Source organism: Corynebacterium bouchesdurhonense (assembly GCF_900078305.2).
Lineage (GTDB): Bacteria > Actinomycetota > Actinomycetes > Mycobacteriales > Mycobacteriaceae > Corynebacterium > Corynebacterium bouchesdurhonense.
This window is the reverse complement of sequence record NZ_LT546028.1, coordinates 503,108-529,259: the sequence shown is the minus strand read 5'-3', so window position 1 is coordinate 529,259 and position 26,152 is coordinate 503,108. Positions and strand designations below refer to the sequence as shown.

Genomic DNA, 26,152 nt, shown 5'->3' with positions numbered 1-26,152 from the left:
TTTACTCCATTCGAAGGTGTTGCGGTGGCGGTGCTGCCTCAGGTGGCCCGTTGGTCAGGCTCCCTCGGCCTGCGGGGGCTTTGCCGCGGCTTCGGCGGCGGCTGTTCGGTCCCCGGCGGCGGCGCGCCCCGCGGCGGCCCCGCGTCCCGGCCGGCGCCGGTTCCCGCGCGCTTGCGGCGCATGCCGACGGAGTACAGCAGCATGAGGGCGAGGCCCACCGCGCCGAGAGCGACGAGAATCCAGCCGCGCACCGCCTGGCTCGGGGTGCGCACGGAGATCTCCACCGGGCGGGAGATGGCGTCGCCCCGCGGGCCGGCGAGGTAGAGCGAGAGGTTCGTGCTGCTGGAGTTGCCCGGCAGGTCCGCGGTCATCTGGACGGTGACCGATCCGCGGGCGGGGATGCGCAACTGCTCGGGCGTGTGGAGCGTGGCGCCGTCTTCGCTGGTGTAGCCGATGGCGGTGTCCACGGGCAGCGGCATGCCGTTGCGGGCGACGATAAGCAGCGGGCTGGACGGCGAGGTGCGGGTGTAGACGTTGCCGGGCGGGATGAGGGTGACCGCGGAGCGCAGCTCGCTCAAGGTCGCCCGCGACCCGCTGAGGCGTTCCGCGGTGGTCTCCGCGGCCGCGGTGTAGCCGTCCAGGCTGCGGCGGGCCGGGGGTGAGAAGGCGTAGAGGATGTCCCGCCGCAGCGGCAGCGTGAAGCCGTAGCGGGTCAGGGCGATCGAGGGGTCCGGTGCGAGCAGTGTGGAGAGGTCGTTGATAAAGCGCGCCTGCTGGGTAGCGGAGAGCAGCTCCGCATCGGTGTAGGCGGCGGGGTCCGCGTACTCCGTGCCCACCCGCGTTGCCTGCGGGATCTCGGCGCCGGCAGGAGGGGTGATGTAGGTGGCGAGGGTGACCGGGCGGGCCTCGCCGGTGGCGATGGTGGAAGCCAGGGCGCCAAGGAGCGTGGCCGCGGACTCCGCGTCCCAGGACGCCGGGGGGTTGAGCAGCACCGGCTCGCCCGGCGGCCGGTTTGGGTAGGTCCAACCGGAGCGCACCGCCAGCTCCACCGCCGCGTCCGCGTTCGCGCGCCGGGCCGCCGGGGAGTCGAGGCGGTAGTTGTAGCGCAGGTGCTCGTCGGCGTAGCCGGCGGTCTCCGGGTGCTCCCCCACCTGTGCCAGCGTCGCCGCCAGGGAGTCCTGGTAGCGCACGGCCATGATGCCGGGCTCGAGCCAGGCGAAACGCTGCGCCGGCGTCTTGAACTTCAGCTCCCCGGTTTGCGGGTCGGTCTCGGGGGCCGGGTCCGGGGCACGGTCCACCGTGCCCGCTGGCAGGAGGACCCGCACGGGCTGGGCGGGCTGCGGTGCCGCGGCCCACCCGGGGGCCGCGGGGTCCTGGCGGTCGAGTGCGCTGCGGCCGTCGCCCGCCTGCGCGGTGTCTCCGCCGCCCTGCGGCCCGGTCTTGCCCGCCTCCGCCACGGCCCGGTCCCAGGAGCCGCTCATGCCCTCGGCGGGGATGGTGGAGCGCGAGTGGTCTGCCCAGCCGAGCGCCGGGACCGTTTCCGCTGCCGCGTATCCGCCGGCGGGCACAACCACGTTCTGGGTGCCAGTGCGGCCCAGAACGCGTCCGAGTACAAAGGGCCCGCGCTCGACGGCCTCGCGCATCAGCCACGGATCACCGGTGCTCGCGACGGCGTTGATGTCGGTGTTCGCCCACGGCAGTGCCACGGTGCACCCGCGCGCGGAGAGCGCGCGCACCTTCTCCAGCCACGCTGCCGCGTCCCCGGCGCCGCGGCCTTGGTCCGCCCCGGCGCCCGTGCCGGCGCTGCCCCAGCTGTCGCGCAGGCGCTTCGGTTCGTCCACCACCGGGGCGCGGGTGTCGGCAACGGTGTAGCCGTGGGCCATACGGTCCACGGTGTCGATCAGCGCCGGGTCGAGCGCCGCGCAGGTGGCCTCCCCCACCGCTGGGTCTTCGGTGGCGCGCAGGTAGGCGCTCACCAGGGAGTCGAGGCGCCCGCCGGGGGCAAGCTGGTCCGCCAGCTGCTCCGACGCGAGCACGAGCGGCGGGCTCTCGGGTGCTTCGCCCGTTTCGCCAGGGAGGATATCCACCGGCGCCGAGATCGGGTACAGCGCGGTCACGCCCGTCGGCTGCGCGCCCTCGGGAACGGGCCCCGGCACGGCCACGTGGAAGCGCTCGCTGTCCAGGGTGGTGCCGGAGCCGTCGGTGAGCTCGAAGAGCAGGGGGTACGTCCCGCCCTCTGGCAGGGGCAGTTCGCCCGGGTCCACCTCGAGGTCGAGCTCGGCGGATTCGCCGGGGTCCAAGTCCGATTCGAGCTCGCGCGCGCGCCCCACTATGGCGTACTCGCTGGCCTGGGCGACGGCTGCCACGCGCTGGTCCGCAGTTGAGCCGGTGGCGGGGCCGCGCCGCGGGGTCACTGCCAGGCCCGTGAGGGCCGCATCCGAGCGGTTGGTCACGTGAAGTTTCACGTGAAACATACCGTTTTGTTGGCGCTGGGGGGCGTCGACAAGCGAAAGCTCCCCCACCTCGCCTTCCCCCGGCCTGATGTTGGGGTTAACCCACTGCTGCGCGACGTCGGAGTGGGACGGGTCGAGCGGGACCGGCAGCGCGGCCGCGGTGACGGCGAGGACGCACGCGGAGGCGGCCGCCGCACCCGCCGCGAGCCGGGCCGGCTGCCTCATCGCGGGGTCGCCCTTCCGGCCTCGGCTTCCTTTCTGGCCAGATCGGGCATGCGGTCCACGGCGATGCGCGCCAGTTTGCGCTCGTCGGCGTACGCGAGGCGCTCGATGAGCTCGCTCAGCGGCACCCAGGACACCTCGGTCACTTCCGGGTCTTCGTCGTTGAGCTCGCCGTCCACGAAGCGCAGCAGGTTGTGGTGCACCGTCTTGTGGATGCGCACGCCCTCGGAGACGAACCAGTAATCGATGGTGCCGAGGGTGTCGAAGGCCTCTCCGGAGATGCCGGTCTCCTCCCACACCTCGCGCTCGGCCGTGCGCCACTGGTGCTCGCCGTCCTCCACGTGGCCCTTCGGCATGGACCACAGCAGCCGTCCGCGGCGGTCCAGGCGCCCGATCAGCGCCGCGTAGATCTGGGAGAGGTCCACGTCCCCGTTCGGGCCGACCGCCTCCGCCATCCCGGAGACCACCAGGCCGCCGGCAGAGGTCTCGTCGCGGGTGTCGATGCTGGAGTCATACCTGTCCTGGTACTGGTGCTGGCGGCGCTGTTGCTGTTGGCGCGAGCCGCCGCGGCTGGACGGGCCCCGTCCGCGTGACCGCCGCCTGCGCTGGCCGCCGCCAGAGGCCCCCGAGCCGCCCTGGCGCTGGCCGCCGGTGCCGCGCTGCTCGGAACGCTCGGTGCGCTCGGTGCGCTCGGCACGTTGTTCCCTGCTTTGCTCGGTGCGCTGCTCCCCGCCGCGCTGCGGGTTGCGCCCCTTGCCCCCGCGCCCGCGGCGGCGCCGGCGCTTCGGGTGTGACCCGCCAGCTTTCGCGCCGCCGCCGGCATTGCCGGAGCCGCCGTTTCCGGAACCGCCGTTTCTGGAGCCGCCGCCGGAACCCCCGCCGTCCGCGCGCCGCTGCTCGCCCTGGGAGCGCTCCCGGGGGTCGGCGGGACCCGGGACGGGCCGAGTGTTCTCGTTCATTCGCTTCATCGTATCCGGCCCGGCCGTGGCCGTGGTACTTGCCGGGCCGGTGGCGCAGGTATCGTGTTCCAAGTGACAACGCCAGATGCCTACCCGGAAGTATTCGATCTGCCAGACCCCGCCGATCCGAACGCGGCGGCGGTGGTGATGGCGCGGGTGCAAGGGAGCGTCGACAAGCAAAGGCCCTTCCTCGAGCCCCTCGCGCGCGCCTTCGCCGAGCGGGGCGAGTCCCTGTTCCTGGTCGGAGGGCCGGTGCGCGACGCGATGCTGGGCAAGCCGGGCCATGACCTGGACTTCACCACCTCCGCACGGCCGGGCACCATCCGCGAGATCCTCGACGCGTGGGGCGAGAAGACGTGGGACACCGGCATCGAGTTCGGCACGGTGAGCGGCATCCGCCACGGGCAGCAGGTGGAGATCACCACCTTTCGCGCAGACCTTTACGACGGTGTGACGCGCAACCCCGAGGTGACCTTCGGCGACAGCATCGAGGCCGACCTGGTGCGCAGGGATTTCGCGTGCAATGCGATGGCGGTGGAGCTTTCGCTTGTCGACGGCACCCTCCAGCCGCAGTTCCACGACCCAGTGTCAGGGCTGGAGGACGTGCTGGCGCGCAGGCTGGACACGCCGCAGGCGCCCGAGGTGTCCTTCCGGGACGACCCGCTGCGCATGTTGCGCGCGGCCCGCTTCGTCTCCCAGCTGGGCTTCACCGTCGCCCCGCGCGTGTACGACGCGATGCGCGACATGGCCGAAGAGATCAACCGCATCACGGTAGAGCGCGTGCAGGCGGAGCTAGACAAGTTGATGGCCGGGGCGCGGCCCTGGGAGGGCATCGACCTGCTGGTGCAGACCGGCCTGGCCGACCACATCCTGCCCGAGATCCCGGCGCTGCAGCTGGAGCAGGACGAGCACATGCAGCACAAGGACGTCTACCGGCACTCCCTGACCGTGCTGCGCCAGGCCACGGAGCTGGAGGACCCGGACGAGGGCCCCGACCTGAAGCTGCGGTGGGCGGCGCTCATGCACGACATCGGCAAACCCGCCACCCGCGCGCAGAAGGAGGGCGGCGGCGTGAGCTTCCACCACCACGAGGTGGTGGGCGCGAAGATGACGCGCAAGCGCCTACGCGCGCTGAAGTACCCGAAGCACATGACGGAGGACATCGGTCAGCTGGTGTACCTGCACATGCGCTTCCACGGCTTCGACGAGGGCCAGTGGACCGACTCAGCCGTGCGCCGCTACGTCACGGACGCGGGTGACCTGCTGCCCCGCCTGCACAAGCTGGTGCGCGCCGACTGCACCACCCGGAACCCGAAGAAGGCGCGCCGGCTGCAGCGCACCTACGACGGCCTGGAGGAGCGCATCGCGGAGCTTGCGGAGAAGGAGGACTTGGCGCGCGTGCGCCCGGACCTGGACGGCAACGAGATCATGGAGATCCTCGGCCTCTCCCCCGGCCCCGACGTGGGCAGGGCCTGGAAGTACATGAAGGAGCTGCGCCTAGAGCGCGGCGAGCTGGACCACGACGAGGCCGTGGCCGAACTGAAGCGCTGGTGGGAGGAGACCAATGCCTGAGTTCTTTTACGCGGACCGCCTCTTCAACGCGCTGGAGCGCGAGGAGCCAGCCCCCGGCATGCTGCTGGTGGCCGCGCCCGGCATGCCCGCCCCGGAGTTCGCCCGCACCGTGGTGCTGATCATCGAGCGCGACGTGGACGGCACCTTGGGCGTGGTGCTCAACCGCCGCAGTGACGTGGCGGTGCAGAACGTGATGCCGGATTGGGTGGAGCTGGTCGCCTCGCCCCAGGCCCTGTACATCGGCGGGCCGGTCATGCCGCAGGCTGCCGTTGCGGTGGGCGTGAGCGCGAGCGGCGTGGACATCGCGGGCCACCCGCACTTCACCCGCTTGGCCAACCGGCTGGTGCACGTGGATTTGGGTGCGGACCCGGAGCTGCTCGCCGGCGATTTGGAGGGCATGCGCGTGTTCGCTGGGTACGCAGGCTGGGACACGGGCCAACTGGAGGAGGAGATCGAGCGGGGCGATTGGTTCGTGGCCCCCGCGCTGCCCTCCGACGTGGTCGCGCCCGGCGCCGCCGACCTGTGGGGCGACGTGATGCGCCGCCAGGCCATGCCGCTGCCCCTCTTCGCCACCTTCCCGGCGGACCTCGAGGACAACTAATGGCCGTTTCACGTGAAACATCGGCCGAGATCCGCAAGGGTCTTGGCGATATTTGGCTCGTCGGCCTAGGCCTCATCCCGCTCGGCCTCGCTTTCGGCCTGCTCATGACGCAGAGCGGCTTCGCCTGGTGGTGGACGCCGATCTTCTCCACCGTGATCTACGCGGGCTCCATGGAGTTCGTCGCGCTCAACATGGTGCTCGGCGGGGTGGGCCCGCTCTCCGCGGCGGTGACCGGCCTGATGGTGAACTTCCGCCACATCTTTTACGGGCTCACCTACCCTCTGCACCTCATCCGCTCCACGCCCGGCAAGGTCTACGGCACCTACGCGCTGACCGACGAGACCTACGCGGTGGTCTCCGCGCTGCCCCGCTCCACGCGGCTCACCGGCACCCGGCTGATGACCATCCAGGTGGTGGTGCAGCTCTTCTGGGTTGTGCCCGGCATCGTCGGAGCGCTGGTGGGCGGCATCATCCCGCCGGACATCGAGGGCCTGGACTTCGCCGTGACCGCGCTGTTCATCGTCCTCGCGTACGAGGCGTTCCAGTCCTCCCGCGACCTCAGCACGGTCATCACCGCCGCCCTGCTGGGCATCGCCTCCGCACTCCTCTTCCCCGGGCAGCTTCTGGTGGTCGCGCTCACCGCGTACTTCGTCCTTCTCCTGGCCCGGTTTTGGTCCCCGCGCCTGGACAACGCGATGGGGTTGGACATTTGATGGGCCTGCCCGCCGGCGTGACCCCTGCGATGGTGTGGGCGGTGCTGCTGCCCGTCGCCGTGGTGACCATCGCCCTGCGCGCCCTCCCCTTCGCGTTCAAGCGCCTCCTGCGGGGCAGCCCGCTGCTGGACTTCCTGGGCCTGGCTATGCCCGTCGGGGTGATGACGGTGCTCGTGGTCTACGCCGTCAGCGGCGCAGCGGAGGCGCGCGGCGGGGTGCTCGCCGCGCTCATCGCGGCCGCCGCGACGTTGGGGCTTCACGCTTGGCGACGCTCCATGGCCCTGTCCATCCTCGCCGGGACCGCCTGCTACATGGTCCTGGTCAACTGGGTGTTCTGAGCAAGCAGCCCCTACCCCGGGAATTTCGCGCGCGCTTCCTCCCACAGGCCCTCGAACTCGGCCTCGGTGAGGCGGGTGGCGGTGATGCCGTCGAGCTGGTCGTAGGTGCTGGGGTGCGGGACGGTACCGAGGGGCTGGTTGGCCTGGCCTATGACGCGGCCGTCGGTGTAGATGCCGGTGATGGTCTCGGCCGGGTCGAGCTCAATCATGCGGACCATCGTGCACTCGCGGCTGGAGAGCTCCTCCAGTTCTGCGATGTTGATCAGCTCCGCGCCGAGCTCGGGTACCAGGTAGTGGATGCGGACGTAATGTTTCACGTGAAACGCCTTCTATTCGGGGGTCTCGGCGGCGGGATGCGTCGCGGCGAGTTTGGACACGTGCGCCGAGCAGATCAGCAGCTGGACGAGATGGTAGATCATCAGCGGGATGATGAGGACGCCAAGGGTGGCACCGCCGAAGATCACGGAGGCCATGGGCAGGCCGGTAGCGAGGGATTTCTGGGTGCCGCACATCTGGATGGCCACGATGTCCGCCTCGGAGAAGCCGAGGCGCGCGGGCAGGGCCCGGGTGAGCCAGAGCATGGCAACCACCAGCGCCGCTGAGAACGCGACCAGGAACGCGATGGACCACGGCGAGATGGAGCTCCACACCCCGGCCACGATGCCCTTGGAAAAAGCCGAGTAGACCACCATCCAGATCGAGCCGCGATCTACGATCTTGGTGGCCTTAGATTTCGCGGCCTCGGCCACGCGCGGCAGGAAGTTATGGGCGAGCTGGCCGAGGACAAACGGCAGGAGCAGCTGCAGCGCGATGTCCGCGAACACCGAGCCGTCCACGTGCACGCCGTCACCCGCGCCCATGAGCAGCATCACTAGCAGCGGCGTCGCGATCACGCCGACGAGCGAGGACATGCTGGCCGCCACCACCGCGCCCGGGACGTTGCCGCGCGCGATGCCGGTGAGCGCCACCGAGGACTGCACCGTGGACGGCACCAGCGTGAGGAAGAGGATGCCCTGGTACAGCTCCGGGGAAATCAGCGCCGCGCTGGGGCGCATGGCCAGGCCGATGAGTGGGTAGGCCACGAAGGTGAACAGGAAGATGGTCAGTTGCAGCTTCCAGTTGGTCAGGCCGCGCAGCGCCTCCTGCGTGGACAGGCGCGCGCCGTAGAGGAAGAAGAGCAGCGCGATGGCCAGCTTGGTGGCCACGCCGAACACGTCCGCAAACGTGCCGCGGGCGGGCAGCGCGAACGCGATGATCACGGCCGCGACGATGCCGACAAGCAGCGGATCGGGCTTTTTCAAAAATCCGGGCATAGCCCAAGTGTACGAAGCGGGCCTATGGTGGGACGCATGAAACTGAACGAGCCGATCACGCTGCGATCCGCAGAAATCCGCAACCGCATCTGGCTGCCGCCGATGTGCCAGTACAAATGCGAGAACGAGGACGGTCTTCCCGGCGACTGGCACATGGTGCACTACGGGGCGCGCGCCGCCGGCGGCTTCGGTCTCATCATCGCAGAGGCCACGGGTGTTACGCCCGAGGGCCGCATCTCGCCCTACTGCGCCGGCCTGTGGAACGAGGAGCAGCAGCAGGCCTGGGCCCGCATCGTGCACTTCGTGCACACCCGCGGCGCCACCATGGGCATCCAGCTCAACCACGCCGGACGCAAGGCGTCCTCGTACCCGATGTTGCCTTCGTTCGCCGGCCGCAGGAGCGTTCCGCTTAGCGACGGCGGGTGGGAAACCGTCGCCCCCTCCCCCATCGCCGCCCACGGCCACGAACAGCCCCGCGAGCTGAGCACCGAGGAGGTGCGCGCGGTGCCCGGCGCCTTCGCGGATGCCGCGCGCCGCGCGGTCGCGGCCGGCTTCGACCTGGTGGAGATCCACGCCGCCCACGGCTACCTGCTTCACCAGTTCCTCTCCCCGCTCTCTAACGAGCGCACGGATGAGTACGGCGGGTCCCGCGAGAATCGGGCCGCGCTCCTGCTCGAGGTGGTGGAGGCAGTCCGCAGCGTGATCCCGGAGACCATGCCCCTGTCCGTCCGCGTCTCGGCCACCGAGTGGCTGGATCCGGAGGGCTGGAAGCTCGAGGACACCGAGTGGCTCGCCGGCGAGCTGAAGGCGCGCGGCGTGGACCTGATCGACGTCTCCAGCGGCGGCAACGCCAAGGCAAAGGTGCCGGTTGGGCCCGGGTACCAGGTGGAGCTGGGTGCCGCGGTGCGCGAGGCCAGCGGGCTGCCTACCGCGGTTGTCGGCCTGATTACCGAGCCGGAGCAGGCCGAGGAGATCGTTGAGGCTGGGCAGGCCGACGCGGTGATGATCGGCCGCGCTGCCCTGCGCAACGCCGAGTGGGCGCTTGACGCCCTCGCGGAGCTCGGGGCGAGCGGCGACGAGCTGCCCTACCCGGATTCCTACTTCCGCGGCTGGGCTTAACCGCCTCGAAACCTCCCCGAGCCCCCGCGGCCCCCGCTAGCCTTGGGCGGTGGCGGCGAGGGTGGCGCCGTTGTCCTCCAGGGTGGCGGCGGCCATCGGCTTGTCGGAGGGCCCGGAGACCACGGAGCCGTCCGCGATGCTGAACACCGAGCCGTGCTTCGTGCAGCGCACGGTGTCCCCATTAACCACCGTGATCTTGTTGCCCTGGTGGGGGCAGACCGCCGAGTAGGCCACAAAGGTGCCCTCGGTCGGCTGGGCGATAATGAAGCGGTCCAGGATCACCGCGCTGCCCACGGGGACCTCGGTCTTGGCCACCTCGTCGGACGGCGCTTGGCCGCAGGCGGCTAGGAAGGCGCCGGCGAAGGTGGTGGCGGTGCCGAGGATGAAGGTGCGTCGAGAACAGGTCATGGCTTGATCGTAGCCGCCTTCATTTCCTGCACGTACGCACGCAGCTCCGCCTTCAGCGCAGCCATGTCGGTGACGCGGCCCGCGCGGGGGTGCTCGTGCTCCACGTGCTTGGCAATGATGTTGGTGATGGCGGAGCCCGTGATCGCGCCGGATGCGCCTGCAGCGATGGCGTCCGCGACGTGCTCGGGGCGGGAGATGCCGAAGCCGAGGAGCACCGGCGCACCGCCGAAGGAGCGCACGTTGTCCACCACCTCGCGCAGCCCGTCCACCGTGGCCTCGTTCTCGGCGCCGGTGACGCCGTCGCGGGAGATGGCGTAGATGTAGCCGCGCGAGCTGGCGGCCACGCCCTCCAGGGTCTCGGCGGAGGCCTTGGCTGGGGCGATGTAGATCGGGTCGATGCCCGCTGCGGCGGCCGCGTCGCTGAAGGGCTGGGACTCGCGCACGGGGACGTCGGGAAGCAAAATGCTATCGGCACCCGCGGCGTGGAACTCCGGGTAGAAGCGGTCAAGGCCGCGCACGTAGGCCACGTTGGCGTAGATGAGCATGCCGATGGGGAGATCGGGGAAGCGCTCGCGCAGGGTGCGGATCTGCGCCAGCGCCCCCTCCACGGTGGCGCCGCCGTCAAGCGCGCGGACGTGCGCGCCCTGGATAGCGGGGCCGTCAGCCACCGGGTCGGAGAACGGCACGCCGAGCTCCACCGCGTCCGCCCCGGCTTCGACCACGGTGCTGATGATCTCGACGGCGTCCTCGGGCGTGGGGTCCGAGAGCATGATGAATGGAACGAACGCTCCATCGCCCTTAGCGTCGAGGCGCTCGAACATGGATTGGTAGCGGCTCATTTACTTCTCCTCGGCGTGTTCGGTGGCGGTGCCGGCGTGTTCGGTGGCGGTGTCGATCACCCAGTCGGCGTGCTCGTCCAGGGTTGCGCGCACGTGCGCGACATCCTTGTCGCCGCGGCCGGACAGGGAGACGAGGATGTGCAGCGGCTCCGCGTCCCGCGGGTGCTCGGCGGCGCGGCGCAGCGCGTAGGCCAGGGCGTGCGAGGACTCGAGGGCGGGGATGATGCCCTCGTGGCGCGACAAGAGCTGGAAGGCGCGCAGCGCGTCCTCGTCCGTCACGGGGACGTACTGGGCACGCCCGGACTTGGCCAGGTGCGCGTGCTCCGGGCCCACCGCCGGGTAATCAAGGCCGGCGGAGATGGAGTAAGACTCCTCCACCTGGCCGTCCGCGTCGCGCATGAGGTAGGAGCGGGTGCCGTGGAGGATGCCCACGGTGCCCGCGGCGATGGCGGCGCCGTGCTTGCCCACGCCGAAGCCTTCCCCGCCCGGCTCGGCGCCCACCAGCTCCACGCTCTCGTCGTCGATGAAGTCAGCGAACATGCCGATGGCGTTGGAGCCGCCGCCCACGCACGCCACCACCACGTCGGGTAGGGCGCCGATGCGTTCGAGCATCTGGGCGCGCGCCTCGGTGGAGATCACCCGGTGGAACTCTTTGACAATCTTGGGAAAGGGGTGCGGGCCGGCGGCGGTGCCGAGCAGGTAGTGGGACTCGTGGAACGTGGCCGTCCAGTCCCGCAGCGCCTCGTTCACCGCGTCCTTCAGGGTGCCCGCGCCGGACTCCACGCCCACCACCTCAGCGCCCATCAGGCGCATGCGGTACACGTTGGGCTCCTGGCGGGCCATGTCCACCTTGCCCATGTAGATCACGCATTCCAGGCCCAGCAGTGCGCAGGCGAGCGCGGTGGCGGTGCCGTGCTGGCCAGCGCCGGTCTCGGCGATGATGCGGGTCTTGCCCATCCGCTTAGCCAGAAGCGCCTGGCCAATCACCTGGTTGGTCTTGTGGGCGCCGCCGTGCACCAGGTCCTCGCGCTTGAGAAAGATGCGCGCGTTGGCGCCGTCCAGAGGCAGGTTCCGGCACTCGGTAAGGGGCGTCGGTCTGCCGAGGTAGTCGCGCAGGAGGCCGCGGTACTCCTCCATGAACTCGGGGTCCTCGAGCGCGTCCACAAATGCGCGCTCCAGCTGGTCCAGCGCCGGTAGCAGCGATTCGGCCACGAATTGCCCGCCGAACTCCCCGTAGTACGCGGGCAGCAAGGTCGACCCGCCCGCTTTGTTGTCACTCACTGTGGTCTCCTTCATGGTGGTAGTTGCCGATGATGGTGAACGCGCGCCGGATGGCCGCCGCGTCTTTGCGCCCCGGTGCGTACTCCACGCCCGAGTTCAGGTCCACGCCCGCGCAGCCGGTGGCGAGCGCGTCTCGCATGTTGCCGGGTCCGATGCCTCCCGCAAGGAGAGCTTTGTGCTTGACGACGCCCGGGATCCCCGCCCAGTCAAAGCCCTCCCCCGAGCCACCTTGGTGGGCGTCCAGCACGAGCATGTCAACCGCGTCCGCGATCGCGGACGCGACCTCCGGGCCCGCCGCGGTGGTCATGGAGATGGCGCGCCAGACTTGGATGTTCTCCCCCACCTCCGCACGAACCCGCTGGATGAGTCCGAGTTCCGCCTCCACGGAACCCTGGTACGGCGCGTGTACCTGCACGGCCGTGACGCCCTCGAGCACGAGTTCCGCGTAGCCCGCGGCGCGCCGCGACACCGCCACGTAGTCCAGGCCCGGCTCGTGGGCGATGATGTCGCGCGCCGTTTCACGTGAAACATTGCGCGGGCTGGCCTCCTCGAAGATGAGGCCGCCGTAGCGCGCGCCCGCGGCCTTGGCGGCCTGCGCGGCGGACCACTCGGTGAGGCCGCACACCTTGTTCGGCCCGTAGACCAGGTCGCGCGCGGCGCGGTCGATGTCCGGCTGGCTGGTCAGTTGCGAGCCCACCAGGAACGCGTCGGCGTGGCCGGCGAGGCGGCGCACCGTCTGTACGTCGCGGATACCGGACTCGGCCACCACCACCGCGTCCGCCGGGGCGAGCCGGGCGAGGCGCCCCGAGCGCCCGAGGTCAATGCTCAGGTCGTGGAGGTTGCGGTGGTTCACGCCAAAGATCTTCGCGCCGAGGCGGGTGGCGCGTTCCGCCTCCTCCTCGTCGATCACCTCGGTGAGGATGTCCATCCCCAGCGAGGTGGCGAGCTCGGCCAGGCGTGCGTACTCCGCGTCGTCGAGTACGGAGAGCATGAGGAGCACCGCGTCCGCGCCGTAATAGCGGGCGGCGTAGATCTGCACCTCGTCGATGATGAAGTCCTTGCACAGCACCGGCAAGTGCGTGGTGGCGGCCACTGTGGCCAGGTGGTCGTAGTCTCCGCCGAAGCGGTCGGGCTCGCACAGCACGGAAATGCCGGCGGCGTAGCGGGAGTAGACGCTGGCGATGGCGCCCGGCTCGTAGTGCTCGCGGATGGTGCCGAGGGAGGGCGAGGCGGACTTGCACTCCATGATGTAGCCGGTCCCCTCCCGCCTCAGGGAGGCGTAGAGGGAGCGCTCCGATTTAGGTAATGTGCCAAAATCCACGTGTGCCAGGCGTTGGCGGATTCCGTCAAGGTGACGTTTACGGCCCTCGACGATCCCCTCCAGCACCGTGGGCAGCGGGCTCGGGTTAGGCACTGTAATCCGCCTCCTCGTGAGTGGCCAACCAGCGCTGGACGGTGCCGTCGGTAAGCAATGCGCTCGCGTGCGCGGCCCCCTCCGCGATGGTGTCGCTGACGCCGTACAGGTAGAACATCGCGCCCGCGGAGAGCGCCACGGCGTCGCGGTGCGCGGCGGGGCCCTCGCCGGCGAAGGTAGCGCGCAGCATGGCGGCGTTTTCTTCCCCGTCGCCGCCGCGCAGGTCCTCCAGGGAGTGGCGGGTTACGCCGAGCTCCTCCGGCGTGACGGTGTAGTAGGTGATCTGGCCCTCCCGGTCCAGCTCCCAGATCTGGGTCTCGCCGTGCACCGCGATCTCGTCCGTGCCGGCGCCGTGCACCACCATGGCGCGGCCGCGGCCGAGCTCGCGCATCGTCTCCGCGATCATCTGGCCCTGGGCCGGGTTGGCAATGCCCATGATCTGGTACTCGGGGCGCCCGGGCGAGAGCAGCGGGCCCAGGGTGTTAAACAGGGTGGGCACGCCGAGGGACTTGCGCACCGGCTGCACGTGCGCGATTGCCGGGTTATACGCGGGGGCGAAGAGGAACGTGAAGTTGGATTCCTGGAACTGCCGCACGGCGCGCTCGGGGTCCAGGTCCAGCGGAATGTTCAGCGCCTCGAGCACGTCGGCGGAGCCGGATTTGGACGACACCGAGCGGTTGCCGTGCTTGACCATCTTCACCCCGCCGGCGGCCGCGGTCAGCGAGGCCGCGGTGGTGATGTTGATGGTGTTGGCGCCGTCGCCGCCGGTGCCGGCCGTGTCCATGATCCCCTCCCCCGTCACCGGGAACGGGCGTCCGGCGGCCAGGAACGCGCGCGCGGCGCCGGCGATGTCTTGGAACGTCTCGCCGCGGGTGCGGATGGTGGCCAGGAGCGCGGCGATGTGCACGTCGTCGTAGTCGCCCACTGTCAGGGGGGTGAAGGCCTCCACGGCCTCCTCCACGGTGGGCTGGCGGTTGTCCAGGAACCGCCGGAAGACCTCGAGGGATGTATCGCTAGCCATGGGTGGCTCCTTTCGCAAGCAGGTGGTTCACGCAGCGCTCGAGCAGCAGCGGGCCGCACGGCGTGAGGATGGATTCGGGGTGGAACTGGAGGCCGAGGGACATGCCGTCCTCGCTCTCGGCGGCCATGATCACGTCGCCGATGCGCGTGGGCGTCCACGCAAGCGCCCGGACACCGGCGGGCGCGGCGGTGGCGCCCAGGGAGTGGTAGCGGGCCACAGGCACGGTGCGTCCCTCGTCGCCGGGGGCGCCGCCGGTGGTGAACCCCTGGAAGAGGCCGCTTTCCACCCCGGCGTCGGACAGCTCCATGCCAACGGAGGTCCCGTGCTCCGGGCCGCACGGCTGCACCTGTCCGCCAAAGTGCTCGATCAGCGCTTGGTAGCCCAGGCAGATGCCCAGGATGGGGATGCGGCCTTGGGCCCGCTCGATCACCTCCATCATGCAGCCGGCATCGGCGGGGTACCCGGGGCCGGGCGAGAGGACGATCAGGTCCGGGGCCTCGCCGCCATCCTCGCCCAGCACCGTGGCGGCGGAGACGGTGTTTCTGTACACCACCATCTCCTGGTCCACCTGCCCCACCAGCGCGTCCACCAGGTTGTACACAAACGAGTCCTGGTTATCTAGCAGTACAATCACTTCTCCACCTCCAGGGTTGCGCCCTCGGCGAGCGCCAGCGCGGACAGCACGGCGTAGGCCTTGTGCAGGGTCTCGTCCGCCTCCGCCTGCGGGTCCGAGTCCCGCACCACGCCCGCGCCCGCCTGCACCACCGCCGTTTCACGTGAAACATAGGCCGAGCGGATCACAATGCAGGTGTCAAATTCGCCCGAGCCGGTGAGGTAGCCCACCGCCCCGCCGTAGGAGCCGCGGCGCGCGCCCTCCACCTCGCGCAGCAGCTCGGTCGCCCGCAGCTTCGGCGCGCCGGTGAGCGTGCCCATGTTCATGCAGGCGCGGTACGCGTCCAGCGCGTCGAGGTCCCCCGCCAGCGTCGCCGTCACGCGAGAGACCAGGTGCATGACGCGCGAGTAGCGGTCCACCTGCAGCAGCTCGCGCACCTGCCTGGTGCCGGGGGCGGCCACTCGGGCGAGGTCGTTGCGCGCCAGATCCACCAGCATCGTGTGCTCCGCCACCTCTTTCGCGTCGGTGCGCAGCTGCAGCTCCATGCGGGTGTCCAGCTCGTGGTTGACCGTGCCGTCCGGGTTCAGCCCGCGCGGCCGCGTGCCCGCAATCGGGTACAGCTGCGCCTCTCGGGTTGTCGCGTCGAACTTCAGGTTGGACTCCGGCGAGGCGCCGAACAGCTCGTACGCCTCTCCCGCCCGGTCCAGCCCGCGCAGGTAGAACATGTAGGGCGAGGGGTTGGTCTCGCGCAGCCGCTCGTACGCCGCGAACGCGTCTGCGCACGGCGCGCTGAAGCTTCTCGACGGCACCACCTGATAGATGTCCCCGTTCTCAACGGAGCCCTGCAGCTTCTCCACGTCCCCCCGGAACTGCGCATCCGACACGTCCGCGCGCACCCGCAGCCCGCGCCCCGGCTCTTGAGGCTCGGCCGCCGGCCCGCCGGCGGCGCCCGCCCCGAAATCCGCGCCGTCCACCTTCGCCGCCAGCTCGGAGAGGTCGATGCCCTCGCCCGCGGCGTCCACGCCGGCCAGGTACGCGGTCTGCGCCTGGTGGTCGACGCGCAACAGCACCTCGGCCAGCACAAACTGGAAGTCCGGGTAGGTGTTGGGGCCTTCCGCCACTGCCGGTAGGTCCTCGAACGTGCCCACGTAGTCGAAGGCGAACCCGCCGGCGAGCATTGGGAAGTCCGCATTGCCGTAGTCCGTGCGGGTGGTCAGGGCGCGCAGCACCTCCACGGTCGAGGGCGCCGTGAGCCGCTCGCGCTCGTCCTCCGCGCCCGCGCGGGGGAACTCGTACACGCCACCGCCGGCGGCGTACTGCCCCAACTGCTCGGCCACCTGGGCGGCGAGCACGCGGCCGGACTCGGTCAACGGCTCGACCGCCACGCGGTTACCGTCGCACGTCACGCGCAGCGACGCCCGGAGCACGGCGACGGATTGGAGGCCGGACTTGGTGGTGATGTCCGCGGATTCCAGCAGCACCGAGTCGGTGGCCACCGCCGGGTCGGTGCCGCCCAGGTGCTCGAAGAGGCGGGAGGCGTCCGCGTGGTAGCGCACCTCTTGGCGGGTGAAGCGTGGTGGGGATGTGCTCATCGGTACTTCCTTGAGTTCGTGCTTGAGTTCGTGCGCACCGGGGTACTTAGAGCAAAGGCCCGCGGCGCTTGGGGTGCAAGCTGGCGGGCCGGGACTTCTGGGTGGCGCGCCAGTTAGGCGAGCCACCACCACTTGGGAGAAGTCGGAAACGTCACAAAGCAATAGCTTAGCGGAAATGTTCCGCTGCGCCCTGATTTATTCAGGAGATGCCCCCGCAGTGTCGTACTTGTCCACCAGCTCCCACACGTCCCGCTTGATGCCGTCCAGATCCTGGTCCAGGTTCAGGTACTCCACCGTGACCACGCAGCGGGACTCGCGCGGCGTGCCAGCGAAGTGCTCCGGCTGGCGGATGACGTAGCGCACCGGGTGCGCCGGGTCCCGCTCCCCCGCGTACAGCAGCACCACTTCCTCCACCCCGAGCACGCGGGAGTAGGTGATGGATTGGTACAGGTCCGCCTGCTGCGGCTCCTTGTCCTTGAACTTGGTGTCCATCACCAACAGCTGCCCGTGCGGGTACCTCGCCACAATGTCCGGCCGGATGGTGCGGTCCGCACGGTTGGACGCGAGCGGCTCCACGTACTGCGCGCTCACGGTATCCAGTGCCGGGTCGGTCTTCTCAGCCATCGCGCGGGCCACCGCGGCCTCGTAGATGCGCCACGTCTGGATGATCACGCCTGCACCCTCGCGGCTCCCGACCGCCAGCGCCTGGCCCTCGCCCTCTAGGATCAGCTCCGCCACCGCCAGCGCCTCCCAGTAGTGGCGGTTGCGCACGGTGCGCGTCCAGGTTGGGATGCGGCCGTGGATCGGGGTTTGGGGGCCTAGCTTTGCGACGCTCCTCCTCAGCCGCCCCACCATCACCTCACGCTCCGCCCGCTTGTCCATCTCGGAGACCACCACCCGCAGCATGGCCTGGAGCGCCGCGGCAAGGATTTGGTTCTCCGCGATGTTCGGGGAGAGATCCGTAGTCTGCACCTCCAACGGGTACGGCTGCATGAAGCGGCGCGCGAGCTGATCCTCGAAGCGCAGCCGGCCGCGCATGTACCGCGAGGTCTCGTCCACCGCAACGTAACCCTTGAGCACGCCAGCGCTCAGTGCTTCCGTGACCACCTGGTCGAGGTACCCGGCCATGAGCAGCGGCACCGAGTCGTGCTCCACCTGCACGGTTCCTGGGTCCCAGCTCAGGCCCGTGCGGGCGTAGAGCACCAGCTCGAGGAGGTTGCGCACCGTAGTCTTCGGCGCCACCTCAAAGGTGGCGTCGCCGTTGCCGAAGATGCCGCACACGTTGCCCGGGTTGACCAAGAACTGGCCGTTTGCCAGCGGCCTTGCCGAGGCGTGGCCGAGGCTGTTGAGCCACGCCGCGGTCGCCGGGGTGATCTCGCACTGCGTGTCGGAGGCCTCGGTGAGCCTGAAGGTCCGGTGCACGCTAGCGCGCGTCCTGATCCAGCTTGGCCTCGATGGCGGCCAGGGTGAGCTGGGCTACCTTCTCGGGTTCCCCCGGGAACAAGGCGCGCAGCTGCGGCGTGATCTCGTAGTCCCAGATTTTCTTCACGTCCGCCTGGTTCTTCGCGGGACCACCGAGGAAGTAGGACGGGCCGAGGAGCTGGTCCACCTGCACGCCAAGGCGCCGCAGCTCGTCATTAAGTTGGCTCCAGATCTGCGGCAGGCGGGCGTAGGAGGTGTGCGTCTCGGACCACTTCTGCAGGATGTCGCTGGTCGGCTCCTCCAGCGGGTTGAGCGGGAAAATGGCGAAGCGGCGGCGCAGCGCCGCGTCGACCTCGGTGACAGAGTGGTCCGCGCTGTTCATCGTGCCGATGATGTAGAGGTTGCCGGGGAGGGTGAACTCGGACTCCGGGCTGTACATCAGCGGCACCTTCTCATCGCGGTGCTCGAGCAGGTAGTACAGCTCGCCGAAGATGCGCGGCAGGTTGCCGCGGTTCATTTCGTCGAGGATCAGCACGAAGTCCTCGTCCGGCTTCGTGCTGGCCCGCCGGGCGAGCTCGCGCAGCGGGCCCGGGGTGAGCTCCATCTCCAGGGCGCCGGTGTGGCTGCCCTTGCGTGGCCGGTAGCCCTCAAAGAAGTCCTCGTAGCCGTACGAGGGGTGGAACTGCACGATGCGCATGTTCTCTGGCTTCTCTGGCCCCACGAGCTTCTTCGCGACGCGGTTGGCCAGGTAGGTCTTGCCGGTGCCGGGAGGACCGTCGAAGATGATTTGCTTCTTCGACGTCAACAGGTCCGCAACCGTTGCCAGCCAGCCGGAGCTGACATGCATTCTGTTGGCTTCCCCTTGCGTGAACGTGACCACTGGCTTCTGCGGCTCTGTCGACTTGTCTAGCTCGAACTCGAAGTCCGGTTCATTCGTCTCAGCGCGCAGGATCCTGCGGAGCTGGCCCACCTGGAACTGCGCCGACGCAGCGCTGTCCAGCTCGTCCTGGTATTCGGGGTAGGAGCCGAGGATGCTCTTCAAATCGTCCCCGTCCACCACCGGCGGGAATACCTCCGGCGCGAAGAGGAACTGCAGCGCCCGGACCATGGCCGGGGCCCTGTGCGAGGGCAGGCCGCCTTTGAAGATGTCGCCCCGCAGCGTCGCCTCGATGTTCTCCGGCTCCAGCGCCTCCCGGCGCTCCTCCCCGCTCAACTGGGCGAACTTTCGGCCGAGCTCCGCGAGGTATCTCAGGCTCTCGATCCTGCTCGAGCCGTAGTTGGGAAAGTTGGTCAGCGCGCCGGAATCTTCCAACCGGCGATCCAGCTCGACCGGCAGCGCGCTGGGCGCAGCGTCAGCGTCCTCCATCGCCGGGAGGAGCTGCGTCACGGCATCCAGCTTGCCGGCCTTGGCAATGTGGTTCAGCGGGAGGAGGTAGAGCAGGTACAACTCCGCCATCAGCTGGCGGGTTTCCACTGGGGCATCCGACACCGCCGCCACCAACGCCTTGGGCAGCGACTTGGCTTCCGCGAGGTCCGGGGTGGCCAGCACGTCCGCCACGCGGGCGAAGTTGTCCGCGCTCCACAGCCCGTCCATGCTGCCGGCGTCCTCGAAGATGGAGTTCTGGTCGATGAAGCCGGTCTGTTTGAAGCGCCGCGCCGCCTGCGTGGCGTTCTTCACCTTGTCGTGGTGCGTCGGCTTCAGCCGGTAGAAGTCTTTAATAGGCCTGCCCGCGCTCTCCCGCGGGTACGCGGCGTCGGCCATATCGCGGCCCACGTGCTCTTCGAGCTGGGCGCGGGTCAGGCTCTCCACCTGCGCCTCGAGATCGTGGATGACGGCATTACGCACCGTCTGGTAGGAGTACTGCGCGCCAGGGCTGTTCGCATTCACGCCATCCTGGATCTTCGACACGGAAAGCGGCACCTTGGCCTTATCCAGGACGCGGAGGATCGCGTCGTGGAGGGGCTTGGACTTCGATTCTTCGGAGGAAGCGGCGGGGGCGTTGTCGGCGGGCATGCCGACGAGGCTATCGGATGGCGGCGCCTCGTGCCGGGGTTTCGTGCGCTACTTGTCGGCCTGGCCTGCGGCGCGGCGCAGGGCGTCGAGGTCCACGGCCGGAGCGGACTGGGCGCGGGCGGCGGCGGCTTCGTCTTGGGACTGGGCTTCTAGGGCGGCGTCGACAAGCACTGCAGCCCGAGCCCCGAAATTCCCACCGACCGAAAGGGCGATGACCGCGGCGACCACCGCGATGACCGGCGCGACCCACACCCACCCATGGGCGATGAACGCGAAGGCGGCGGCGATGGCCAGCGCCACGCCGGTGAGGATCCAGAACGGGCCCACCACCCGGTGCGCCTGCACCCACGTGGACTCGTGCTTGCGCACCTCCGGCACGCGCAGGCCGATCGTCGCGTTGCCGGGGAGCTTGCCGACGGTGGCCACCGCGCCGAGGACGATGAGGCATAGCGCGCTGGCGAGGAAGATGATGCCGAGGACGAGGTTGAGCGTGGTCATGGAATCCAGCGGTGACATGCACTCAAGCATAAACCGCGCCGAGGTGGGCGCCGAAACGTACGACGCGGGCCGAGGGAGCGCTTCCAACTGGCCGAAGACCGGGATGTAAGTGCGCAGAGTTCCCGTGTACTGGGTGCCCACCAAGTATTCTGTGCGTGTCCCGTCCACCGTCGCGCCCCCCGCGCGCCCTGTCAAGGTCCTGGAACCAATGAAATCGAAACTCCTCAACAGCCTGCTGTTCTGGATCGTGCTCGCCATCATCGGCGGGTACCTCTGCAGCCTGTTCTTCCCCGTGTGGCTGGCCCGCGTGTTTGTCACCTTCAACGGCCTGTTCTCCAACTTCCTCGGCTTCTTCGTGCCGGTGCTCATCTTTGCGCTCATCGCCCCCGCGATCGCCGGCCTGGGCCAAGGCGCGGGTAAGTGGCTCGGCGCCACCGCCGGCATCGCGTACGGTTCCACGATCATCTCCGGCCTGATCGCCTTCGGCACCGCGAAGCTGCTGTACCCGCTCATGCTCAACGGCGGCCTGGTCACCGACGTGGCCGATCCGGAGGAAGGCGGCCTCAGCCCCTACTTCACCGTGGAAATGCCCGCGCCGTTTGCCGTGATGTCCGCCCTGCTGCTGGCGTTTGTGATCGGCGTGGCCATGACCGCGGTGCCGTCGCGCGCCATGAAGCAGGTGCTCGACGAGCTCAACGGGGTGATTCTCAAAGTGGTCACCAGCTTTGTCATCCCGCTTTTGCCGCTCTACATCTTCGGCACCTTCCTGAACCTGGGCATGAACGAGAACTTCGGCTCCACCATCGCCGCCTTTGGCAAGGTGCTCCTGCTCTCCATCGTGATGACCCTGGTGATCATCCTGATCCAGTACCTGGTGGCGGGCGCTATCGCGGGCCGTAACCCGTTCACCGCGCTGAAGAACATGCTGCCGGCGTACTTCACCGCCTTGGGTACCTCGTCCTCCGCCGCCACCATCCCGGTCACCTACGAGTCCACGCTGAAGAACAAGGTGGATGAGGACGTGGCTGGCTTCGTGGTCCCGCTCTGCGCCACGATTCACCTCTCCGGCTCGATGATGAAGATCACCCTTTACGCGCTGGCCATCGTCTTCATGGATAACCTGGACGTGTCCAACGGCCAGATCATCGGCTTCCTGCTGCTGCTGGGCATCATGATGATCGCCGCGCCGGGCGTGCCGGGCGGCGCCATCATGGCCGCCGTGGGCCTGCTGCAGTCCAACCTCGGTTTCGACGATTCCATGGTCTCCCTCATGATCGCCGCCTACATCGTGGTTGACTCCTTCGGCACCGCCGCGAACGTGACCGGCGACGGCGCGATCGCCCTCATTGTGAACAAGTTCGCCGCCGGCAAGATCAAGGGCGATGTTTCACGTGAAACGGACGCCGAATTGGTTGCCGCGGACGGCGCTCCGGGCGACATCGCTCCCGGCGAGGGCTCGACCGTGGTGCGTTAGATCCCGGCACGGACCACTCCCCGTCGGCGCTGATTGTTCAGCCCCGGCGGGGAGTTTCTGTTTGTCCGGGGGCTCCTCGGTGTGCGCATCACTGTGGTGTCAGTGAAGTCTCACTGAAGCGTCACTGAAGAAATTGGGGTTCTCACTGAAAAAGTGACGCCGTCAGTGAATGAAGTGAGCACGTCACTGACGCTGTCACTACCAAATTCGCGTCATCAGTGAACCAAATGGACGTTTTTCACTCTCCTCACTGAAGATTGCAATATATTGACGGTGTGAGTGAACGCATGGATCGCATCATGGCGAGACTCAACCGCCAAGGAGACGACGATAACTACGTTGAGGCAAAAAGCGGCGCCGGCAAACTAGATAAAGGGTTTTGGAGTACGGTGAGTGCTTTCGCGAATACCCGTGGCGGCGTCATTGTTCTGGGAATTTCAGAAGATCAGCAGCTCGGTTCATTCCAGGTCAACCCTGACTTTGACTACCGACGCGCCGCTGATCGGGTCGAGGATGCGTTCCGTCATTCAAAAGAAGACCCGGGTGTCACGCCGATGCCGCGTGTGGAGATTGAATCCGACGAGTTTGAAGACCAGCCGGTTATCGTCCTCACGGTGTACCCGATGCGGGATGACCCAAAGCTCGGGAAACAGATGCCGTGCTTCGTCACATCGCAAGGCCCGCGTAACGGTTCGTATAAACGAGTGTTGGATGGCGACCAACGGCTGTCCTCGTATGAGATCTTCCAGCTATCTTCACTGTTCGAGACAGATATCGCGGAGCTGGCCACGCCGCCGCAGGCCACACTCGATGACCTCGAACGAGCGGCGTGGATCGCCCTCTTGGAATCCTTCGTAAAGTCCGGATCCCGTCTGATGTACGGAACGCGGACCGATGCCGAAGCGCTTGAGCGTCTCCATGTGGTCGATGCCGGCGGTAAACCGACGCTCGCTGGTCTCATGGCGCTGGGATCGTACCCTCAGCAGTTCTACCCGCAGCTCTTCATCGACGTAGCGGTCCATCCGATGGCAGAGAAGTCGGCCAGCGAAGTGCGGTTTCTAGAACGTAAGCAGTGTGATGGGCCGCTGCCAATTGCTGTGGAAACTGCAATCCAGACGGTGTTGGCAAACTTGCGAACGCGGGCCGTCGAGAGGGGTTCTGCGATGGTCGATGAACCGGAGATCCCAGAGATCGCGATCCGCGAAGCCGTGGTCAATGCTGTGATGCACAGGGATTACAACCCCCAGGTGCAGGGCCGGCAAGTGCAGATTGACATCTACCCGGACCGGGTGGAGATCAACAACCCGGGTGGTCTCTGGGGCGACCGAACTTTGGAGAATCTGGACGAAAACCGCTCTACAACGCGGAATCCTGCGCTCGCTAACCTGCTGAGTCATCTTCCATCGCCGGGGGGCTCGTCCCGTGTTGCGGAGAACCAGGGCAGCGGCATCCAGAGAATGAAGCTGGGGATGCAGCACCAAGGACTTCCCCAGCCGGTATTCACAGCCACCATCAGTGATTTCACCGTCACCTTGTATCGATTCGGCCTTCTGACGCCAGAGATTGCGTCTTGGCTAAGCACCATTGCTCCGGATGCCAGCCGCGAAGAGCAGATCGCTCTGGCGATTGCACACGGCCTGGGTGCCGTGTCGGTTCGGGAGCTGAAGAACAACATTGGGCTGGACAGCGATGATGCGAGGGGGGTGCTCAGTGGGCTCGTCGAAAAGCATGTTCTGGTTCCAGCCGGGGACCCTGACGCCTTCACCTTGCCGCCGGCCGCGGCGGTGTCTACCGATGAGGAGATCGCACGGTTGTTGGCTGATGGAGGCGAGCTGTCTGCGCGGGAGATTTCGGCGGCCCTGGAGGTGAGCCTCGGTAGTCTCCGGCCACGCCTTCGCAAACTCGTCGAGAGTGGCGAGGTTACACCGACGGCCCCGCCAACAAGCCGGAATCGGAGGTACCGGCTGGCCTAATGATCTCCCGCTACGCTAGCCGCCATGGCTTATGAGATCATTTCCACTCACTTCGTGGCGCACGAGGAGGACCTCAACGATGCGTATGAGCTCTACCGCGCCCGCGTAAGCGCGAGCCGCGCCGAGGTGGTTGCGATCTCCCCCCAGCCGCACCCGATTGAGAACGACTTCTTCCTCTGGGACCTGCGGTGCGAGGCCGCGTACGCGAATATGCCGGCGCCGGAGGGGATGCAGCTTTACGAGTTGAACGCGTTGGTCGATTTTGTCATTGCGGACCGGGACGAGGCAGTGGAGGACTTCTTCTTCGAAAGCCCCGCTGACCCCACCCGCTACCCGTCGACGCTCGACGGTATCTCGGAGCTCCAAGTCCGAGACGGGATTGAGGGGGAGCTCTCGCTCATCACCGTGGTGTACCTCGGCACAGAGGCTAACGAGGCGGTGGCGCAGCAGCTTTTCGACGATCTGCTTGCAAACGTCAACGCCGTTGCTTTCCATCCCGCCATCTCGGAGATGGAGGGTACGGAGCAGACGAAGTTAGTTGGCCCCCTGTGGGTCCGCGACGCCACGCTGAACATCATTGGCAAGGGGGACGGCATCTTCTCCCCCGGCAAGACAGCGTGGGCGGGGTGGTTCCTCACCTCGGAAGCGCGGGAGAGCGTGGAGGCGAAGCTGACCGAGCGGATCGACGAGCACGCCGTGGTGCTCGCCCGCCTCGAGGCTGAGCCCTTTTAATCCCCCAGCCGCTCCCCCAGCGGCCCGGCCACCACCAGCCGGATGAGGTAGAGGGTGAGCGCCGGCACCAGGAAGGTGGTCAGCGGCACCGCCCACGCGATGGGCAGCGCGACCACGGCGGCCGCGCCGGCGAGCAGGATAGCCACCGCCGCCAGTGTATGGCCTAGGTGCCGGAACGTGGCCAGCACCGCCGCGGGGAGCAGCTCGCCAAAGCCCGTCTCCGGTTTGCGGGATGAGGCGAGCGCGAAGAACCACACGCTCACGCCCGCGATGATGAAGGCTCCCGAGAGCGCAAGCGCCTCGACCACCACCAGCGCCCCGCGGCCCAGGCCGGCGTGGAACACGACCCACTGCTGGTACGCCAGCGCCGCGCCGAGGGCCGCGAGCAGCAGCCAGTAGAGGGTCACCGGCTTCCACCGCTGCGTCAGCTCCCGCAGGAACTGCATGCTGTAGCCGGAACCCACCCCGGCCACCATGTCGCGCACCACCACGGCCGCGGCGCGCACCGCCGCCCCGACCGTGACCACCGGGAGGCAGGCCACCACCAGGAACATGTTGAGAATGACAATGTCCGCCATCAGGGTGATGGCGGACATGAAGCGGGACTCGGGGTGGAACACGCCTTCAGGCTAGCCCTTGACGGCGCCGGCGGCCACGCCCTCCACAATGTGCTTCTGCGCGGACATGTAGAACACCACGATGGGGATGATGGCCAGCACCAGCATGGCCATCATGGCGCCCATGTCGCGGTTGCCCTGGGAGCCAACAAACTGCTGGATCACCACCGGGATGGTGCGGTACGGCGTGGACAGGCCGATGACCAGGTACGGCAGCAGGTAGTCGTTCCACACCCACATAGCGTTCAGGATGGCCACGGTGATCGCGGTGGGCTTGAGCATGGGCAGCACCACGCGGAAGAAGGTCTGTAGCGGGGAGCAGCCGTCGATGGTGGCGGCCTCCTCGATCTCCAGCGGGATGGACTTCACAAACCCGGCGAACATGAACACGGACAGCCCGGCACCGAAGCCCATGTAGAGCACCACCATGCCTAGGGGGTTGTCCAGGTGCAGGCGGTCCGCAATGGCAACGGTGGGGAACATGACCATCTGGAAGGGGATGACCATGGAGAACACGAACAGGTAGTACAGGGCGGAGGTCCACCACGTCTTCACGCGTGTGATGTAGTACGCCGTCATGGCGGAGAAGAACACGATGGCGGCCACGGAGAGGATCGTGATCACAAAGGACCACACGATGGCCATACCGAAGCCCTCGCCCTGGATGCCGGTGACGTAGTTCTCAAACCCCGCCCACATATCCCCCAGCGGCAGCGTGAAGGGGTTGTTGGAGATGGCGAACTTCTGCTTGAACGAGTTCAGCAGGATGAAGAAGATCGGCCCGAGGAACACCACCGTGAGGAAGATCAGCACCGCGTAGATCAGCGTCTTCGCGGGGCCGGAGAGTGTGCCGGCGGTGGCGGAGGGCTTGGGCTTGTTTGCGCTCACGGGGGCGTCGTCAAGCAAAAGCTCCTCCCTCGGAGCCTCGCCGTCGTTCACGGCCGGATTGATGCGGCTAGTCATG

The 26,152-nt window shown here is 68.2% G+C and carries 24 protein-coding genes; 8 read left to right on the top strand and 16 right to left on the bottom strand.

The window, feature by feature from the left end:
- Positions 1 to 38: 38 nt before the first annotated feature.
- Together BN4252_RS07175 and BN4252_RS07170 are read right to left on the bottom strand one after the other, a co-directional pair.
- Positions 39 to 2,678, bottom strand: coding sequence for a hypothetical protein (locus tag BN4252_RS07175; protein ID WP_066528203.1), 2,640 nt, complete (start codon positions 2,676 to 2,678; stop codon positions 39 to 41).
- On the bottom strand, positions 2,675 to 3,634 hold the full coding sequence (locus BN4252_RS07170; protein WP_230208601.1) for an NUDIX hydrolase: 960 nt from the start codon (positions 3,632 to 3,634) through the stop codon (positions 2,675 to 2,677). Before BN4252_RS07170 ends, BN4252_RS07175 begins: the two co-directional genes overlap by 4 nt.
- 147 nt (positions 3,635 to 3,781) lie before the next feature.
- Between BN4252_RS07170 and BN4252_RS07165 the strand changes: the two genes are divergently transcribed.
- From BN4252_RS07165 to BN4252_RS07150, 4 genes are read left to right on the top strand one after another with little or no spacing between them, the layout of a single operon-like run.
- The gene (locus tag BN4252_RS07165; protein WP_066529294.1) at positions 3,782 to 5,206 is read left to right on the top strand and encodes a CCA tRNA nucleotidyltransferase; all 1,425 of its coding nucleotides are present in this window, start codon (positions 3,782 to 3,784) and stop codon (positions 5,204 to 5,206) included.
- A complete protein-coding gene (locus BN4252_RS07160) occupies positions 5,199 to 5,807 on the top strand; it encodes a YqgE/AlgH family protein (RefSeq protein ID WP_066528200.1) in 609 nt (202 codons plus the stop codon). The genes BN4252_RS07165 and BN4252_RS07160 overlap by 8 nt, the downstream gene beginning before the upstream one ends.
- Complete coding sequence (locus BN4252_RS07155; protein ID WP_066528197.1) at positions 5,807 to 6,520, top strand: AzlC family ABC transporter permease; 714 nt, start codon at positions 5,807 to 5,809, stop codon at positions 6,518 to 6,520. The genes BN4252_RS07160 and BN4252_RS07155 overlap by 1 nt, the downstream gene beginning before the upstream one ends.
- Complete coding sequence (locus BN4252_RS07150) at positions 6,520 to 6,858, top strand: branched-chain amino acid transporter permease (protein WP_066528195.1); 339 nt, start codon at positions 6,520 to 6,522, stop codon at positions 6,856 to 6,858. Before BN4252_RS07155 ends, BN4252_RS07150 begins: the two co-directional genes overlap by 1 nt.
- Positions 6,859 to 6,869: 11 nt before the next feature.
- Here the strand turns inward: BN4252_RS07150 and BN4252_RS07145 are convergent, their stop codons facing one another.
- Together BN4252_RS07145 and BN4252_RS07140 are read right to left on the bottom strand one after the other, a co-directional pair.
- A complete protein-coding gene (locus BN4252_RS07145; protein WP_066528194.1) occupies positions 6,870 to 7,175 on the bottom strand; it encodes a hypothetical protein in 306 nt (101 codons plus the stop codon).
- Between the two features lie 12 nt (positions 7,176 to 7,187).
- Positions 7,188 to 8,171, bottom strand: a complete 984-nt coding sequence (locus BN4252_RS07140) for a bile acid:sodium symporter family protein (protein ID WP_066528193.1) — start codon at positions 8,169 to 8,171, stop codon at positions 7,188 to 7,190.
- Between the two features lie 36 nt (positions 8,172 to 8,207).
- On the opposite strand from BN4252_RS07140, the gene BN4252_RS07135 reads away from it, so the two are divergent.
- On the top strand, positions 8,208 to 9,290 hold the full coding sequence (locus tag BN4252_RS07135; protein WP_096877783.1) for an NADH:flavin oxidoreductase/NADH oxidase: 1,083 nt from the start codon (positions 8,208 to 8,210) through the stop codon (positions 9,288 to 9,290).
- A gap of 36 nt (positions 9,291 to 9,326) precedes the next feature.
- Here the strand turns inward: BN4252_RS07135 and BN4252_RS07130 are convergent, their stop codons facing one another.
- The 10 genes from BN4252_RS07130 to BN4252_RS07085 form a co-directional block, all read right to left on the bottom strand.
- Positions 9,327 to 9,698 carry a Rieske (2Fe-2S) protein gene (locus BN4252_RS07130; protein ID WP_066528185.1) on the bottom strand — a complete coding sequence of 124 codons (372 nt, stop codon included), beginning with the start codon at positions 9,696 to 9,698 and terminating at the stop codon, positions 9,327 to 9,329.
- Entirely contained in the window at positions 9,695 to 10,537 is an 843-nt protein-coding gene (gene trpA / locus BN4252_RS07125) for a tryptophan synthase subunit alpha (RefSeq protein WP_066528183.1), read from the bottom strand. Before trpA ends, BN4252_RS07130 begins: the two co-directional genes overlap by 4 nt.
- The gene (gene trpB, locus BN4252_RS07120) at positions 10,538 to 11,833 is read right to left on the bottom strand and encodes a tryptophan synthase subunit beta (RefSeq protein WP_066528181.1); all 1,296 of its coding nucleotides are present in this window, start codon (positions 11,831 to 11,833) and stop codon (positions 10,538 to 10,540) included.
- On the bottom strand, positions 11,811 to 13,232 hold the full coding sequence (gene trpCF, locus BN4252_RS07115) for a bifunctional indole-3-glycerol-phosphate synthase TrpC/phosphoribosylanthranilate isomerase TrpF (RefSeq protein ID WP_066528171.1): 1,422 nt from the start codon (positions 13,230 to 13,232) through the stop codon (positions 11,811 to 11,813). Before trpCF ends, trpB begins: the two co-directional genes overlap by 23 nt.
- Entirely contained in the window at positions 13,225 to 14,253 is a 1,029-nt protein-coding gene (gene trpD, locus BN4252_RS07110) for an anthranilate phosphoribosyltransferase (RefSeq protein WP_066528169.1), read from the bottom strand. Before trpD ends, trpCF begins: the two co-directional genes overlap by 8 nt.
- Positions 14,246 to 14,887: a glutamine amidotransferase-related protein gene (locus tag BN4252_RS07105; protein WP_066528167.1), complete on the bottom strand. Its 642-nt coding sequence runs from the start codon at positions 14,885 to 14,887 to the stop codon at positions 14,246 to 14,248. The genes trpD and BN4252_RS07105 overlap by 8 nt, the downstream gene beginning before the upstream one ends.
- Entirely contained in the window at positions 14,884 to 16,458 is a 1,575-nt protein-coding gene (locus BN4252_RS07100) for an anthranilate synthase component 1 (protein ID WP_066528165.1), read from the bottom strand. Before BN4252_RS07100 ends, BN4252_RS07105 begins: the two co-directional genes overlap by 4 nt.
- Positions 16,459 to 16,653: 195 nt before the next feature.
- Complete coding sequence (locus BN4252_RS07095) at positions 16,654 to 17,880, bottom strand: McrC family protein (protein ID WP_066528163.1); 1,227 nt, start codon at positions 17,878 to 17,880, stop codon at positions 16,654 to 16,656.
- Position 17,881: 1 nt separating this feature from the next.
- The gene (locus tag BN4252_RS07090; protein WP_066528160.1) at positions 17,882 to 19,894 is read right to left on the bottom strand and encodes an McrB family protein; all 2,013 of its coding nucleotides are present in this window, start codon (positions 19,892 to 19,894) and stop codon (positions 17,882 to 17,884) included.
- A gap of 48 nt (positions 19,895 to 19,942) precedes the next feature.
- Complete coding sequence (locus tag BN4252_RS07085; protein WP_230208600.1) at positions 19,943 to 20,410, bottom strand: SdpI family protein; 468 nt, start codon at positions 20,408 to 20,410, stop codon at positions 19,943 to 19,945.
- A gap of 190 nt (positions 20,411 to 20,600) precedes the next feature.
- On the opposite strand from BN4252_RS07085, the gene BN4252_RS07080 reads away from it, so the two are divergent.
- The 3 genes from BN4252_RS07080 to BN4252_RS07070 all read left to right on the top strand — a co-directional run bounded on the left by BN4252_RS07080 (position 20,601) and on the right by BN4252_RS07070 (position 24,571).
- Positions 20,601 to 21,866, top strand: coding sequence for a dicarboxylate/amino acid:cation symporter (locus tag BN4252_RS07080; protein WP_066528157.1), 1,266 nt, complete (start codon positions 20,601 to 20,603; stop codon positions 21,864 to 21,866).
- A gap of 275 nt (positions 21,867 to 22,141) precedes the next feature.
- Positions 22,142 to 23,839, top strand: coding sequence for an ATP-binding protein (locus BN4252_RS07075; RefSeq protein ID WP_143341184.1), 1,698 nt, complete (start codon positions 22,142 to 22,144; stop codon positions 23,837 to 23,839).
- Between the two features lie 24 nt (positions 23,840 to 23,863).
- The gene (locus BN4252_RS07070) at positions 23,864 to 24,571 is read left to right on the top strand and encodes a hypothetical protein (RefSeq protein ID WP_066528151.1); all 708 of its coding nucleotides are present in this window, start codon (positions 23,864 to 23,866) and stop codon (positions 24,569 to 24,571) included.
- Here the strand turns inward: BN4252_RS07070 and BN4252_RS07065 are convergent.
- Together BN4252_RS07065 and BN4252_RS07060 are read right to left on the bottom strand one after the other, a co-directional pair.
- Positions 24,568 to 25,191, bottom strand: a complete 624-nt coding sequence (locus tag BN4252_RS07065) for a MusI family membrane protein (protein ID WP_066528148.1) — start codon at positions 25,189 to 25,191, stop codon at positions 24,568 to 24,570. The genes BN4252_RS07070 and BN4252_RS07065 overlap by 4 nt on opposite strands.
- Before the next feature lie 9 nt (positions 25,192 to 25,200).
- Positions 25,201 to 26,151, bottom strand: a complete 951-nt coding sequence (locus BN4252_RS07060; RefSeq protein ID WP_078056823.1) for a carbohydrate ABC transporter permease — start codon at positions 26,149 to 26,151, stop codon at positions 25,201 to 25,203.
- Position 26,152 lies beyond the last annotated feature (1 nt).